This window comes from Ensifer sp. Root423, from assembly GCF_001426275.1.
Lineage (GTDB): Bacteria > Pseudomonadota > Alphaproteobacteria > Rhizobiales > Rhizobiaceae > Ensifer > Ensifer adhaerens.
The window spans coordinates 97,176-110,656 of sequence record NZ_LMEG01000005.1; the positions used below are offsets into that span (position 1 = coordinate 97,176).

Consider the following 13,481-nt stretch of genomic DNA (forward strand, 5'->3'; position numbering starts at 1 on the left):
GACATACCTGGGCGTATGAGAAAGTACTAATGGCGGACTTTGTTGCAGTTATTCGCAGGACCGTTGACGGCCTGTCGGAAAACACACCTGAAATGCGGGACAGGGTATACGAGAAGGCGCGCGCGGCCGTGCGCCGCCAACTCGAAAACATGAACCCGCGTCCGTCGGACGACATGATCAATCGCCAGCTGGCGAAGCTCGAAAATGCGATCGCCGAGGTCGACAGCGAACATGCCGAGGCCCTGCCGGCGCTCGACGAGCCGGAGGTAGCCGAGGCGGAGACCGTCGAACCGGTTGCCTCGGACGCTGCAGTAGACGAGCCCGTTCCGGAACCGGAACCGGAACCGGAACCGGAACCGGAACCGGAACCGGAACCGGAACCGGAACCGGAAGCTCAGTCTGCGCCGGTTGCCGAAAGCGAACCGGTGGCCGTTGCCGAACAGGTCGAACAGCCGGCCGCGGAACCGGAAAGCGCCGCCGAGCCCTACCACCATGTCGAGGCTTATGAGGAACCGACGCATGTCGTCGAGCCTCATGCTGAACTGGCCGAGGAAAGTCCGGTCGAGCCGGTAGAATACGAACCGGTCGTTGAGCCTGCCGAAGCCGTTGCGGCGCCGCTGGACGAAAATCCCGTCGTGGCTCTGCCGCACGAAGACGCGCCAGCCTACGAAGTGCCCGAGTATTCGGAGCCGGTGGCAGAAACGCAGGACACATCGGAGCCTTCCCCGTCGGTCGAGGCGCAGCACCATGCCGCGCATGAGCCGGCCTGGGAGGAAGCGCCGGCGGCAAGCGCCGAGCAGAAGCCTGCACTCTCGGAGTGGGACCTGCCCGAGTGGGAGACCGTTGGTCCGACTTCGACCGTCGCCCCGGTTGCCGAACACTTCAGCGACGAGCGTGCCGCCGAGGCCCACGAACCGGATAACGCGCCCGAGCTCCTGGGGATGCACCCGGTTACCGAGCCGGACCAACATGCGCCTGAGGCGACGCCCAAGGCGGACCCGGTGCGCGGCTGGTCGTTCGACGACAATGACCCCTTCGCGGCGATCGAAGAGCGGCGGGCCGAGAAGACTTCCGAACCGGAGATCAGCGACTGGTCATGGCCGGTCGAAAAGCCAGTTCAGGCTACTGCCGCACCGGCGGCACAGAACCAGCAGGAACGCGCTGGTACCGCCTGGGATCATATCGACGACCTGCTCGGTTTCGAGGACGCGGCCAATACTGCTGCGGCGGGAGCCGGAGCTGCGGCCGCAGCACGCGAGCCGGAACGGGCTGGCGAAGCAAGCCCGGTGGCGCCGAGGCCGACATCTTACCGGGCCACGCCGAAGCCGTCGCGCTTCAGCATTAAGCGTCTCGCGATTGCGGGCGTCGCCCTGCTGGCGCTTGGCGGCGGCGGGTTTGCCTACTGGCAGAACCGCGAGGCCGGCAATGCCTGGATCTCCGGCATGGTGGCGTCGATAACCTCGGTGGTGTCAAACATCGGCGGAGCGCCGGCAGAACAAAGCACGCCGCCGCAGCCCGCTGGCGAAACCGCCACGCAGGAACCGGCTGCGCACGACGATACCGTCGCTCCGGACAACAGCTCGACCAAGTTCACGCAGCGCCTGATGGCGGACGGATCGGAGACCGACGACGGCCCGGCCAACCCAACCGGCGAGAGCGCGGCGCAGGAAGGCAAGTCCGTGGCGCCGCAGACGGAGGCAGGCAAGCCTGTCGAAGCGGCCGCCGGGCAGGGCGGCACGGCCGGCCAGGCCGGAGCGCCTGCGACAGGCCAGCCGGCGGGCCAGCCGAACCAGCCTGAAGTCGCGCTTGCGACCGGCGAGAAGATGTTCCTCTACGAGGAGCGTCTTGGCCAGTCTTCGCCCACGGCCGTTCCGGGAACCGTGGCATGGACGGTGAAGGAGGAGTCGCCTGGCGGCGACGCCAAGCCCGAACCGGCAATCCAGGCCCAGATCACCGTTCCCGACCGTGGCCTCACCGCGCTGATGACGATCAAGCGGAATGCGGATCCGTCGCTGCCGGCAAGTCACGTCATCGAATTCGTGTTCTCGCTGCCGTCGAACTTCGAAGGCGGCGCTATCGACAGCGTACAGCGCGTATCGATGAAGCGGACCGAGCAGGACCGGGGAGACGCCTTGATCGCGGTTCCGGCCAAGATCACCGACGATTTCCACATGATCGCGCTGAACGATGCGACGGACGCCATCGGCAACAACACCGAACTGCTGCGTAGCCGCAGCTGGATCGATATTCCGCTCACCTATCGCAACGGCCGCCGCGCGCTGCTGACGCTTGAAAAGGGGCAGAGCGGTACGGATGCCTTCAACCAGGCGATGCGCGCCTGGTCGACGACGGGAACGGCTGCCGAAAGCAACAGCCAGTAAGCTCGATAAGAGCGGTAGATACAGAAAACCCGGCGGAAGCAACCGCCGGGTTTTTTGTTGGTTTTCGCGCTCTTGAAGCAGAACCTTTGTTGAGTGCTGCAGTCGCCTCAGGCGCCTTCGACGACGCGCAGGGAATTGGCGCGCTCCAGCGCTGCCTTGCGCACGGCATCCTGAACCTTTTCGAAGGCGCGAACCTCGATCTGTCGGACGCGCTCGCGGCTGATGTCGAACTCGGCCGAAAGATCCTCAAGTGTCAGCGGATCTTCGGTCAGACGGCGTGCTTCGAAGATGCGACGCTCACGGTCGTTGAGCACCTTCATCGCGTTCGCTAGCAGCGCCCTGCGGCTTTCGAGCTCGTCCTGCTCGATCAGGATTTCTTCCTGGTTGTCGTGATCGTCGACGAGCCAGTCCTGCCATTGGCCGGAATCGCCTTCGCTCGCCTTGATCGGCGCATTGAGCGAGGCGTCGCCGGACAGGCGGCGGTTCATCGACACGACTTCGTCCTCGCTCACCTTGAGCGTGGTGGCGATTTCCTTGACCTGCTCCGGCTTCAGGTCACCCTCATCGAGTGCCTGGATCTTGCCCTTGAGGCGGCGCAGGTTGAAGAACAGCCGCTTCTGGTTGGCGGTCGTGCCCATCTTGACCAGCGACCACGAGCGCAGGATGTACTCCTGGATCGCCGCCTTGATCCACCACATTGCGTAGGTGGCGAGACGGAAGCCGCGATCGGGTTCGAACTTCTTCACGGCCTGCATCAGGCCGACGTTGCCCTCCGACACGACTTCGCCGATCGGCAGGCCGTAGCCGCGATAACCCATTGCGATCTTGGCGACGAGGCGAAGGTGGCTGGTGACGAGCTTGTGGGCCGCTTTGCGGTCGTCATGTTCCTGGTACCGCTTGGCGAGCATGTACTCTTCCTGCGGCTCCAGCATCGGGAACTTGCGAATTTCGTCGAGGTAACGATTGAGGCCGCCTTCTCCAGCGGCAATGGACGGCAAATTGTTTCGGGCCATATGAAGCACCCCCCTTTTTAGTCTCCGGCCTCCGGTCGGCAAGCCGGGCATGTGGGTCTTCGTCAAGACCCCACGAACGTAGAAAATAAGTACGGCGAAAGCATGATTCAAGGAGTCCGGTTCACAAGCATGTGACGCCGGAGCGACGGAAATGTCACGAATAGAGGCTCGCCTTAAATCGGAATTCTTTCGCCGGATTTCAAGGGGCGGTCACTCCCCGCTGCGCAGCGCGTCGATCAGCGCTGCCATGTCGGCCGGCATCGGTGCTTCGAAATGCATGGTCTCGCCGGTCGAGGGGTGTTCGAACTGCAGCATGAAGGCATGCAGCGCCTGGCGGTGAAACTGGTTGACGACGGTCTTGGCGGCCTCCGGCAGAAGGTTCGCCTTGGTTCTGAAGGCGGCGCCGTATTCGGGGTCGCCGATCAGCGGGTGGCCGATATGAGCCATGTGCACGCGGATCTGGTGGGTCCGGCCCGTTTCCAGGTGGCATTCGATGGTCGAGGCGAGCGAGGTGCCGTCGGGCTTTTCGAGATAGCGCTCGACCACCTCGTAATGGGTAATCGCCTCGCGGGCGTCGTCGCTGTCCTCGCGCTTGACCGCGCGCTTCGTCCGGTCACCGGCGCGGCCGAGCGGCGCGTCGATCGTACCCTTCAGTTGCCGTGGCCGCCCCCAGACGACCGCCCGGTAGGCGCGCTCGAGCGGGCCGGTGCGGCCGTGGTCGGCAAACTGGTCCGAGAGATGGCGATGGGCCGCATCGTTCTTGGCGACGACCATGACGCCGCTCGTCTCCTTGTCGAGGCGATGGACGATGCCGGGGCGCTTGACGCCGCCGATGCCCGACAGGCTGCTGCCGCAATGGTGGATCAGGGCGTTGACCAGCGTGCCGGTCCAGTTGCCGGCGCCCGGATGCACGACAAGGCCGGCCGGCTTGCACAGCACGATCAGGTCGCTGTCCTCATAGAGCACGTCGAGGGGAATGTTCTCGCCCTTCGGCTCGGGATCTTCCGGCTCGGGCAGGTCGATCTCGAAAACGTCGCCCGGTTGTACCTTCTTTTTCGGTTCGTTCACCGGCTTGCCGTTGACTGACACCGCACCCTGTTCGATCAGGGCCTTGATGCGGTTGCGGGAGAATTCACCCGAAAGTGCGTCCGTCAGGAAGGAATCGAGCCGCCCTGCGGCATCCTCGCCCGCCGTCAGGACTTTCCTATTGGCCGTTGCTTGTTTAAAGGGGTCGTTCATTCCGCTAAATATCCGAAAAAAGGCCAGCCATGACCGCAATCGAGCCCGACGACCAGGAAGACAAGCCGCTAGATCCGGCGATGGAAAATGTCCGCCGCAAGATGGTGAAGCTGCAGCTCGTCTCGGCCGGCGTCATGTTGGTCATGCTTATGGCTGTCCTTGGAACGATTGTCTACAAGCTGACACGCACGGATGAGAAAGCGCCGGCCCAGACGTCCGCTGCCGTCGTCCCGAGCGAGGCACCGCTCAACGCCGTTGCCGCGCTGCCCGCAGGCTTCACCGTGACGAATGTCGCGCTTTCGGGCTCGCAGGTGCTGTTCTACGGCAACCTGCCCGGCGCCGAGCCGCGCGCCATCGTCTTCGACATCGGCACCGGCCGCATCGTTGCGGATATTACCGTTCGGACGAACTGACGGCATGCCAGGCGCCCTCCCGCCCGTCTTGCGCATCGACGATCCCGCCGATCCCCGGATCGCCGGTTTCGTCTCGATCAAGGAGCGCGATCTGACGGGGCGGCAGGGTCGCTTCATCGCCGAAGGCACCGTGGTGCTGCGCATGCTGGCTGCCGCGCACGAGACCGGCCGTGGCTTTGCGGCCGAGGCCCTCCTGCTTCTGGAAAACCGTCTGGAGGGCGTTGGCGACATTCTTCGGCGTTTCCCGCCTGACGTGCCGGTCTATGTGGCGAATGCGCAGGTGTTCGACGCGATCGCCGGCTTCAACATGCATCGCGGCGTGCTGGCACTCGGGCGCCGCGAAGGCGAGCCGGATCGCGACGCGCTGATCGCGTCGCTACCCGCGTCGAGCCTGGTGCTGGCGGCCTGCGGCATCTCCAACCACGACAATATGGGTGCGCTTTTCCGAAACGCCGCGGCTTTCGGGGTCGATGCGGTGCTGATGGACGAGACGAGCTGCGATCCGATGTACCGCAAGGCGATCCGCGTTTCCGTCGGTTCCGTGCTGACGGTGCCTTTTGCCCGCGAAGGGTCCGTTGCCGTCATGCTGCAGCAGCTGCAGGATGCGGGCTTTGCAATCTGGGGCCTGTCGCCGGCGGGAACGATCGACATCGGGGCGATCCCGGCGGCACAGCGCACGGCGCTTCTGATGGGGACCGAGGGCGAGGGGCTGCCGCAATCGGTGATGACGGCGATCCAGACGGCGCGCATCCGCCAGCGTCCTGGGCTCGACAGCCTCAATGTGTCGACCGCGGCGGGCATCGCATTGCACCAGGTGGCATTGATCAACGGCCGGATCTGACGGTTCGCACTGGTGTAAGGGCAGGTGATTCCGACCGCTGCGCGCACTACTCGCGCGGCAGGATGTCCTTGACGCGCTTTGCCAGGCTTTTCCTGTTACCGGTGCCTTCTTCCTCGCCCGAGAGCAGGCCGAGGATGGGGGAGGCGGCGCCTTCGTTCGTCGCCGTCAGTGCGACCATGCCCGCGGCGATTGCCGCGACTTCATCACGAAGCGCCTCGTCATGGGCTGCGGACTTGGAGTTGGTCAGGCGCTCCGAAAGGGCGGTGGCGCGATTGCGCAGGTCGTCGGCGGCGACGATGGAGCCGGGCTCCCCTCCTACGGATTGGGCCGGTTCCGCGGCGCCGTTGGCGGCCGGTTCGGATGCCGGCTTGCGGTCGCGGCGCAGGGGAAAGGCGACGCCCGCGGCGCGGAGAGCCTTGGCGGCGTCACGCATTTCCTGGTTGGTGTCCTTGACCTTGGCTTTCAATCTCTCGATTTCCCCGGCGCGCCTTTCGAGCGCGCTCTCGCGATCGGCGCTGGTCGCCATTTCGCGCGCAAGCTTGTCTTCCAACCGGTGCAGGCGGGTCCCGTCGCGCGACAGCCGGAGCTCCATTTCCTTTGCATGGGTGGTCTCGGTCTTCAAGTCGCTGCGCAGGGCTTCGCGCTCGTCGCGCAGCGTGGCAATCCGGCTCTTCAGATGCTCGACCTCGGTCTCGCGCGCAGCCAGATCGATCCGCAGGTTGTCGGTCTGGGCCGCATCCTGGGCGAGCTGGGCGTCGCGCTTTCTGATCTCGTCAGCCTTGCCGGCGTTGTCCCGCTCGACGCTGTCGAGGGTCGCCTTCATGCGTTCCAGCCGCTGTTCGAACTGGCGGATGGCCGAGCGCATGTCTGCCGCCTCAACGTTCATGTCGGCCAGCTGGGCGTGCAGATCGGCGTTTTCGCCACTGAGGCGACGGGCTTCCTGCAGGCTCTTCTCATTTGTGAGCATCAGTGAGACGCCCTTGTCCCGTTCGCGCTTCAGGGCCTGAAGCGTGCGGGCATTCTCGGCGGCAAAGGCGGCGCGGGCAGTATCCTTTTGCGCGCGCACCTCCTGAGGGCTGAGCGGCATCGTCGCTTTCAGCCGGTCCTCGGCGAAACGCACGATCCGGCGATGGATCGCCGGTGCGACCAGGAGACCGATGATGATCGCCGTCAGAAAGCCCAGGGCAAAGAGAAGCGAGAATTGGATCACGAGCTGGCCGTTTCGAAACTGGACCGGAAACCGAACCGCCTGCCCGGCCACAAAGGGCACGGCAGGCGCTCCATCTTCCGCTTCCTTGCACTAAACATGACGTTTCGTGCGCTGCAAGTCTATGGTGCCGGATTTTGCGACAGGCAGGTCCGGCAACGGTCTTAGAAGGGATTCCAGGTGGGGGTCTGGGTCATCTTGAGGTAGCCGACATTGACGCCGAGGCGCGCGCCGATGCCGGTGCGGATCGGCACCACGACGATGTTCTCGTCGGTCAGCACCGTCATGCCGACGCCGGCAACCACATAGGCCGAGCCGGAGACGCCGCCGAAGCGCTTGTAGAGCGCCGGCACGCTCGGCAGATTGTAGACGAGCATCATGGCGCGGCTGCCCTGGCCACCCCAGTCGATGCCGAGCGACGGACCCTGCCAGAAGACGCTGTGCTGTCCGGCATTCTTGGTGTTGAGCTCGCCTTCGCCATAGGTGAGGCCGGCGATGAACGCGCCTGAGCCTTCCTGCCCGAGAATGTAGCCGTTCGGCAGGCCGTAGCGTTCAAAGGCACGTTCGACGACCTTGGCAAGGCCGCCCGAGGTTTCGCCGAAGAAGCCGTGACCGGCATCGACGATTTCCTGCATTGTGTATTGGCTGTTGTTGTTCGCCGACTGGGCGTGCGCAGCGGACAGGGCGCCGGCGACCAGAAACATCGTGGCCAGGACAACACGGCCAGCCGATGTGGCTGCCTTCATGATCTGATGCATCATATCCTCCGTCAGGCGCGAAAATTGCTCGCTTGCGGGTTTGCAGTGGCCGACAGTCAGATCACTGCTCGGCCAGTTGGGGTCTGGACCAATGCCATGCAATTTGAACTGATGGTCTTAACAATCGGTTTACCAAATGTGGTGTCATTATGTTCCACTGATGAACGGCTGCGCCGGGCAGCTCATGACTTGCGTCTTCACGCGTGAGGGTTTACCGGCGTGACCACGGCGCGTGCTCCAGGCGACGGCCGATGGCACCAAACAAGGAACTAAGATGGCAACGAATCCGAACCTGACATTGACGGGACCCGATCTGGCCGCGCTTCTGTGCAGCCGGGTTTGCCACGACATCATTTCCCCGGTCGGCGCCATCAACAACGGCCTGGAACTGCTCGACGAGGGCGGCGCCGATGCCGATGCGATGGACCTCATCCGCACGAGCGCGCTCAACGCCTCTGTCCGGCTGAAGTTTGCGCGCCTTGCCTTCGGTGCCTCGGGTTCGGTCGGCGCGTCGATCGACACCGGCGAAGCGGAAAAGGCCGCCAAGGATTTTGCCGCTGCCGAGAAGAAGACCGAGGTCAATTGGCACGGCCCGCGGGCGATCATCGCCAAGAACCGGGTCAAGCTGCTTCTGAACCTCTTCTTGATTGCCTACGGCGCCATTCCGCGCGGCGGCTCGATCGACGTGACGCTCGAAAATCCGGAATTCGACGCCGCGTTCACGCTCGTTGCGAAGGGCCGGATGATGCGGGTACCGCCGAGGCTGGTGGAACTCCTGTCCGGCACGCCGGAAGAGGCGGTCGATGCCCATTCGATCCAGCCCTATTACACCGTGCTTCTCGGCGAGGAGGCGCGCATGGAAATCGCCGTTACCTCGACCGGCGAGGAAATCATCTTTACGGCCAAAATGCAGCCTGAGGTTTAATTCGGCGGCGCCAGGTATTCCGATTTCGTGACTTCTCGACAGCCGCCGGGTGCCATCGCATCCGGCGGAAACGTATCTGCCATATGCGTTTCGATCTCGCTCGTATTCTGGAAAATTTAATGTTTTCAGCGTGTTGATCCTGCTCGGAAAAGCTTCGTTAAGCAAACTCCGTAACGAAATCTTTCCCAAATTTGTATAGAGTTGTTTCAAGAATGCCGATACGCGTATAGGTAAGTGGCGAAGGGAGTTGGACATGCGACGTTTGATGATTGCCGACGGCTCGGATGTCGTGCGGAAAGTTGGAAAACGTATCCTCTCCGGCATGGGCTTCATGGTTTACGAGGCGTCGAACAGCCTCGAGGCGCTTGTGCGCTGCGAAGCGGAACTCCCGAACATCCTGATCATCGACGCGGGCCTCGAAGGCGCGCTCGAGCTCATCGGCAATATTCGGCGGTTGCCGAACGGCCCTTCGGTGCGGATCTATTACTGCGTCGTCGAGGCAGACCTGAAGAAGATGATGGCCGGCAAGCGCGCTGGCGCGGACGACTTCCTGCTGAAGCCTTTCGACCGCAAGATCCTGACCAGCGTTTTCGCGAGCCAGTCGATGGCGGCCTGAGCCGCCTTATCCTGATCTGTTTGCAGCAAAATCAAGCCGTGGCGTTTGCCGCGGCTTTTTGTTGTGTGCGGAGCGGGCGAGCGGATCAGATTTTCGAGCGTCGGGGAAGGGGAGGGTGCAGGCGCGCGCAACCCTGGCATCCGCCGGGCATTGCAGGACCGGCAAGCGTGGTCGTTTGCGCGCAAAACAAAACCCGCCTCATAGGCGGGTTTTGCGAAACTCTTGAATGTCGGGCCCGCATCATGCGGGGATCGGTGCAAGCCCTGGCGGGGAATCAGGCAGTTTCGGCGTATTCGGCACCATCCGGCTCGCGCAGCACATAGCCGCGGCCCCAGACGGTTTCGATGTAGTTGGCGCCGCCGGCGGCGTTTGCAAGCTTCTTGCGCAGCTTGCAGATGAAGACGTCGATGATCTTCAGTTCCGGCTCGTCCATGCCGCCGTAGAGGTGGTTCAGGAACATTTCCTTGGTGAGCGTCGTGCCCTTGCGCAGCGAGAGCAGCTCGAGCATCTGGTATTCCTTGCCGGTCAGGTGGACGCGCTGTCCGCCGACTTCAACCGTCTTGGCATCCAGGTTGACGATGAGCTCGCCGGTGGAGATGACCGACTGGGCGTGGCCCTTGGAGCGGCGGACGATCGCATGAATGCGAGCGACCAGTTCGTCCTTGTGGAACGGCTTGGTCATGTAGTCGTCTGCGCCGAAGCCCAGGCCGCGAACCTTGTCTTCGATGCCGGCCATACCCGAAAGAATCAGGATGGGTGTCTTCACCTTGGAAAGACGCAGCGTTCTCAAGACTTCGTAGCCGGACATGTCCGGCAGATTGAGGTCGAGAAGGATGATGTCATAGTCATAAAGTTTGCCGAGATCGACGCCTTCTTCACCGAGATCGGTGGTGTAGACGTTGAAACTCTCGGACTTGAGCATCAGCTCAATGCTCTGAGCCGTTGCACTGTCGTCTTCAATTAATAGAACCCGCATATTCTTCCCCTTTTCCGCCGCCCAAGGTTGTCGTGGCACCCTTACGCGATACGGATCCAGTCGTTGCCTGATTTGGAGGCTGCCACCAAATGGTTAACAAATTCTGATTCCCTCTGGCAAGGTGTATCGAGTTTGTTAAATATTTTTAGCAGTCTCCTGATTTCAAACGTGAATCCAGAACGGCTAATCTCATGTGAAACATGAGGAAATGCCGTTATCTGACTCTTCTGACTCGTTAATGCCGGGGCGGTCACATTTCGTGCCTCAGCATTTACGGAGCCTTAAATCATCACGCCTATGATTAACGATGCCCGTAAACGAAAGGTTACCAGCGGTAGGCTTTTGTTAATATCGCTGAAGATTTTTCGTTTCCGGCCCTGTTCGGGCCGGCTCGCGGGCAAATCAGTAACCGGGGTCTCGTTATCCACGGGAGTATTGCGTATGAAAGCACGTGAGAGCCTTGTCCGCCTGAAGGAATTTCAGGTCCGGGAGAAGCAGCGTCAGCTGAACCAGCTTCAGATGATGATGGCTGAGTTCGAACGGATGACCAAGGATCTGGAAAATCAGATTATTTTCGAGGAGAAGAAGTCGGGTATCTCCGATCCCCAGCACTTCGCCTATCCCACCTTCGCCAAGGCCGCACGTCAAAGAGCCGACAATCTTCAGGTTTCCATTCGCGAACTGAAGACGCAGCAGGATGCTGCCGAACTCGCGCTCGAAGAAGTGCAGGCTGAATACGCGAAGGCGGCGGCCCTCGAAGAGCGGGACACGTCGACCCGCCTGCGGGCATAGCTGCGGCTCCTGCGCCAAAATCCGGCGCAGCGGGCCGTAACGCCTTGTTCCAAAGGGTGATTTGAACCCCGAGCCGGATCCGGCAAGGGGGATTTGTCCGTTGGACGGGCCGATTGCCCGTTTCGGAGCAGATGGTTCCATCCTTGACGGATCATGCGGCTGGCATGATCCGATCCGGCACGATCGTGACAAGACAAAAAGACCCGCCCGATGCCTCGGCATCCGGGCGGGTCTTCTCATTTTGGGGCCTGCAGGGCCGCGCCTCTTTCAAGACGCGCCAAGGTCGCGATTTCGATTTAAGATTTGTGCGGTGGCTGCCGCGGTTGTCTCAACCCTGGATGACATCCTGCCATTCGGGATGTCGCATCGCCTGGGCCTTCATGAAAGGGCAGAGCGGAATGATCTTCCAGCCGCCCCTGCGGGCTTCCTCGATCGCATGCTTGGCCAGCGCCTGGCCGACACCCTTGCCGCGCAGAGCATCCGGAACGAGCGTATGATCGACGATGATCAGTTGAGGCGAGGTGCGCGAATAGGTCATTTCACCGGTATGGCCTTCGACTGATGTCGAATAGCGGCCGTGCGATCCGGTTTCCTCGTGCATAATTTCCATGGCAGCCTTCCTTGATGAACGGGTTTGTCTGCGTGGAAGCTAGCGCAGTTTTCCGCAAATCGGAATCGCCTGCCCCGCCATCGCCGGAGGACAGAGCGTTCGTTAAACGCAACCAATGCCGGTGCGCGCGGGACCTGGAAAAACGACGGCGGCGGCCCCGGGAAACCCGGAGCCGCCGCGCGACCTATGGCCCTGTGATGGGCGAACTAGTGGCGATACTGCTGGATGCGAGTGGTGCGCAGGCCGGCGAGACCGTGATCGTTGATCGAGGACTGCCAGGACAGGAACTCCTCGACGGTAAGGGTATAGCGTTCGCACGCCTCTTCCAGGCTCAACAGGCCACCGCGCACGGCGGCAACAACCTCAGCCTTCCTGCGGATCACCCAGCGCCGGGTATTAGCCGGCGGCAGATCCGCAATCGTCAGAGGGCTGCCATCGGGGCCGATGACATATTTCACGCGTGGTCGCATCATTTCGGTCATGGGACTCTCTACACAAACTCAAGACCATATGACCGTGACCTTAGCCTGCCACATTTAACATTTGCCTAAGCGTCAAGTAACAATTTGCTCATAATTTGAGACACTTCCGGCGGGCTTTTATCCGCGTGTGGCGCCCCTTAGATCTTGGGGCAATATTTCCCCGACTTGTGGAAACGCTTGAGAACAATCCGGATTCTCCCGGAATTGACATGGGAGCCATGCAAATACCACATTTCACTTTAACTAAAATTTTTGGTAACGAAGCCCCGAAATAAGGATGAGCGTCGTATGTACGCTCCCGCATTCATTCTTGGTGCATCGTCATAGTTTTCACAACCGGGCGCGTTTCTTTCGCGGGCAGGCCGGGAGCGGCAGTTTTATTTCGCCTGTCGGGTGAATTTCATGCTCCTGAAGATGTGGGGCGTTGTTTGTATTTCTCTCGACCGGTGCGGTGGCGCCGGGGATGTGGTGATCGCAGATGAAGGAATCGCATGAACCGGCCTTGCTGCGCGAGGCTGAAACGGTGGAGATGTTTTCGGACATCGATACGGCCACCGTCCGCACCGAGTACGAACTTCTGCATCTCATGCGGCGGTTGATCGCGCGCTATGGCTTCGGCCATTTCATGATCGCGCGCATGCCGCTGGCCGAACAGCAGCGCTTTTCCGAGCGGCTGGTGCTCAGCAACTGGCCGTCCGAACTGGTGCGCCAGTACGACGCCTGCGAGACTTTCCAGTCGAGCGGGCTGGTCGAAAAGTTGCGGTTCACCAAGCTGCCGGTGACCGGCGGGGCCGAGCTGCTCGATGTTGCGGCCAAGCCCGCGGACGAGGCCATGGTGCACCGCCTGCTGGCCCATCCGGAGATGGCGCGCCATTTCGCGGTGCTGCTGCACACGAGTGGCGGCGATCCCTTCATCGCCATGCTTTCGGGCCGCCGCGAGGCACCTGCCGGCGTCGAGCGGGCGACGCTGTATCTCACGCTGGTCCAGCTTTTCGAATGCCTGGAGCGCACCTTCGACACCGGCAATACGGCACGTGAAAAACTCTCGAGCCGCGAGTTGGAATGTCTGCGCTGGGCGGCTGCCGGCAAGAGCAGCGACGAGATCGGCATCATCCTGGGGATCTCGACCTACACGGTCAGCAGCTACTTCAAGAGCGCGACCCGCAAGCTCGATGCCGTCAACCGCATGCAGGCGATTGCCCGCGCCATGCGATTGAAGCTGATCTGA

At 62.1% G+C, this 13,481-nt stretch carries 14 protein-coding genes; 7 read left to right on the forward strand and 7 right to left on the reverse strand.

Annotated elements, in window-relative coordinates; genetic code table 11:
* The first annotated feature begins 29 nt into the window (after nucleotides 1-29).
* Nucleotides 30-2,381, forward strand: coding sequence for a hypothetical protein (locus ASD01_RS08005; protein WP_060643812.1), 2,352 nt, complete (start codon nucleotides 30-32; stop codon nucleotides 2,379-2,381).
* A gap of 107 nt (nucleotides 2,382-2,488) precedes the next feature.
* On the opposite strand, the gene rpoH is transcribed toward ASD01_RS08005, so the two are convergent.
* Complete coding sequence (gene rpoH, locus ASD01_RS08010) at nucleotides 2,489-3,394, reverse strand: RNA polymerase sigma factor RpoH (RefSeq protein ID WP_034806441.1); 906 nt, start codon at nucleotides 3,392-3,394, stop codon at nucleotides 2,489-2,491.
* A gap of 210 nt (nucleotides 3,395-3,604) precedes the next feature.
* Nucleotides 3,605-4,633 carry an RluA family pseudouridine synthase gene (locus ASD01_RS08015; protein WP_034806444.1) on the reverse strand — a complete coding sequence of 343 codons (1,029 nt, stop codon included), beginning with the start codon at nucleotides 4,631-4,633 and terminating at the stop codon, nucleotides 3,605-3,607.
* 29 nt (nucleotides 4,634-4,662) lie between these two features.
* Here ASD01_RS08015 and ASD01_RS08020 point away from each other — a divergent pair, with 29 nt between their 5' ends.
* Nucleotides 4,663-5,046: a hypothetical protein gene (locus ASD01_RS08020; protein ID WP_034806447.1), complete on the forward strand. Its 384-nt coding sequence runs from the start codon at nucleotides 4,663-4,665 to the stop codon at nucleotides 5,044-5,046.
* 4 nt (nucleotides 5,047-5,050) lie between these two features.
* Entirely contained in the window at nucleotides 5,051-5,887 is an 837-nt protein-coding gene (locus tag ASD01_RS08025) for a TrmH family RNA methyltransferase (RefSeq protein WP_034806450.1), read from the forward strand.
* Nucleotides 5,888-5,933: 46 nt separating this feature from the next.
* Here ASD01_RS08025 and ASD01_RS08030 read toward each other — a convergent pair whose 3' ends face one another.
* Together ASD01_RS08030 and ASD01_RS08035 are read right to left on the reverse strand one after the other, a co-directional pair.
* Complete coding sequence (locus tag ASD01_RS08030) at nucleotides 5,934-7,097, reverse strand: hypothetical protein (RefSeq protein WP_034806704.1); 1,164 nt, start codon at nucleotides 7,095-7,097, stop codon at nucleotides 5,934-5,936.
* 161 nt (nucleotides 7,098-7,258) lie between these two features.
* Nucleotides 7,259-7,852: a DUF1134 domain-containing protein gene (locus ASD01_RS08035; RefSeq protein WP_082572792.1), complete on the reverse strand. Its 594-nt coding sequence runs from the start codon at nucleotides 7,850-7,852 to the stop codon at nucleotides 7,259-7,261.
* Between the two features lie 274 nt (nucleotides 7,853-8,126).
* Here ASD01_RS08035 and chpT point away from each other — a divergent pair, with 274 nt between their 5' ends.
* Entirely contained in the window at nucleotides 8,127-8,777 is a 651-nt protein-coding gene (gene chpT / locus ASD01_RS08040; protein WP_034806457.1) for a histidine phosphotransferase ChpT, read from the forward strand.
* 253 nt (nucleotides 8,778-9,030) lie between these two features.
* Nucleotides 9,031-9,393: a response regulator gene (locus ASD01_RS08045; protein ID WP_034806707.1), complete on the forward strand. Its 363-nt coding sequence runs from the start codon at nucleotides 9,031-9,033 to the stop codon at nucleotides 9,391-9,393.
* Between the two features lie 274 nt (nucleotides 9,394-9,667).
* Here ASD01_RS08045 and ctrA read toward each other — a convergent pair whose 3' ends face one another.
* A complete protein-coding gene (ctrA, locus tag ASD01_RS08050) occupies nucleotides 9,668-10,369 on the reverse strand; it encodes a response regulator transcription factor CtrA (RefSeq protein WP_025424706.1) in 702 nt (233 codons plus the stop codon).
* Nucleotides 10,370-10,810: 441 nt separating this feature from the next.
* Between ctrA and ASD01_RS08055 the strand changes: the two genes are divergently transcribed.
* A complete protein-coding gene (locus tag ASD01_RS08055; RefSeq protein ID WP_034806460.1) occupies nucleotides 10,811-11,161 on the forward strand; it encodes a flagellar export protein FliJ in 351 nt (116 codons plus the stop codon).
* Nucleotides 11,162-11,489: 328 nt separating this feature from the next.
* Here the strand turns inward: ASD01_RS08055 and ASD01_RS08060 are convergent, their stop codons facing one another.
* Both ASD01_RS08060 and sciP read right to left on the reverse strand, forming a co-directional pair.
* Entirely contained in the window at nucleotides 11,490-11,771 is a 282-nt protein-coding gene (locus ASD01_RS08060) for a GNAT family N-acetyltransferase (RefSeq protein WP_034806461.1), read from the reverse strand.
* A gap of 206 nt (nucleotides 11,772-11,977) precedes the next feature.
* Nucleotides 11,978-12,253 carry a CtrA inhibitor SciP gene (sciP, locus tag ASD01_RS08065; RefSeq protein ID WP_003527546.1) on the reverse strand — a complete coding sequence of 92 codons (276 nt, stop codon included), beginning with the start codon at nucleotides 12,251-12,253 and terminating at the stop codon, nucleotides 11,978-11,980.
* A 478-nt stretch (nucleotides 12,254-12,731) separates the two neighbouring features.
* Between sciP and ASD01_RS08070 the strand changes: the two genes are divergently transcribed.
* The gene (locus ASD01_RS08070) at nucleotides 12,732-13,481 is read left to right on the forward strand and encodes a helix-turn-helix transcriptional regulator (RefSeq protein ID WP_034806462.1); all 750 of its coding nucleotides are present in this window, start codon (nucleotides 12,732-12,734) and stop codon (nucleotides 13,479-13,481) included.

What these genes read in the sequence shown, in the direction of transcription:
- ASD01_RS08005 (WP_060643812.1), top strand. Translation starts at nt 30, where the DNA reads ATGGCGGACTTTGTTGCAGTTATTCGCAGGACCGTTGACGGCCTGTCG.
- rpoH (WP_034806441.1), bottom strand. Translation starts at nt 3,394, where the DNA reads ATGGCCCGAAACAATTTGCCGTCCATTGCCGCTGGAGAAGGCGGCCTC.
- ASD01_RS08015 (WP_034806444.1), bottom strand. Translation starts at nt 4,633, where the DNA reads ATGAACGACCCCTTTAAACAAGCAACGGCCAATAGGAAAGTCCTGACG.
- ASD01_RS08020 (WP_034806447.1), top strand. Translation starts at nt 4,663, where the DNA reads ATGACCGCAATCGAGCCCGACGACCAGGAAGACAAGCCGCTAGATCCG.
- ASD01_RS08025 (WP_034806450.1), top strand. Translation starts at nt 5,051, where the DNA reads ATGCCAGGCGCCCTCCCGCCCGTCTTGCGCATCGACGATCCCGCCGAT.
- ASD01_RS08035 (WP_082572792.1), bottom strand. Translation starts at nt 7,852, where the DNA reads ATGCATCAGATCATGAAGGCAGCCACATCGGCTGGCCGTGTTGTCCTG.
- chpT (WP_034806457.1), top strand. Translation starts at nt 8,127, where the DNA reads ATGGCAACGAATCCGAACCTGACATTGACGGGACCCGATCTGGCCGCG.
- ASD01_RS08045 (WP_034806707.1), top strand. Translation starts at nt 9,031, where the DNA reads ATGCGACGTTTGATGATTGCCGACGGCTCGGATGTCGTGCGGAAAGTT.
- ctrA (WP_025424706.1), bottom strand. Translation starts at nt 10,369, where the DNA reads ATGCGGGTTCTATTAATTGAAGACGACAGTGCAACGGCTCAGAGCATT.
- ASD01_RS08055 (WP_034806460.1), top strand. Translation starts at nt 10,811, where the DNA reads ATGAAAGCACGTGAGAGCCTTGTCCGCCTGAAGGAATTTCAGGTCCGG.
- ASD01_RS08060 (WP_034806461.1), bottom strand. Translation starts at nt 11,771, where the DNA reads ATGGAAATTATGCACGAGGAAACCGGATCGCACGGCCGCTATTCGACA.
- sciP (WP_003527546.1), bottom strand. Translation starts at nt 12,253, where the DNA reads ATGACCGAAATGATGCGACCACGCGTGAAATATGTCATCGGCCCCGAT.
- ASD01_RS08070 (WP_034806462.1), top strand. Translation starts at nt 12,732, where the DNA reads ATGAAGGAATCGCATGAACCGGCCTTGCTGCGCGAGGCTGAAACGGTG.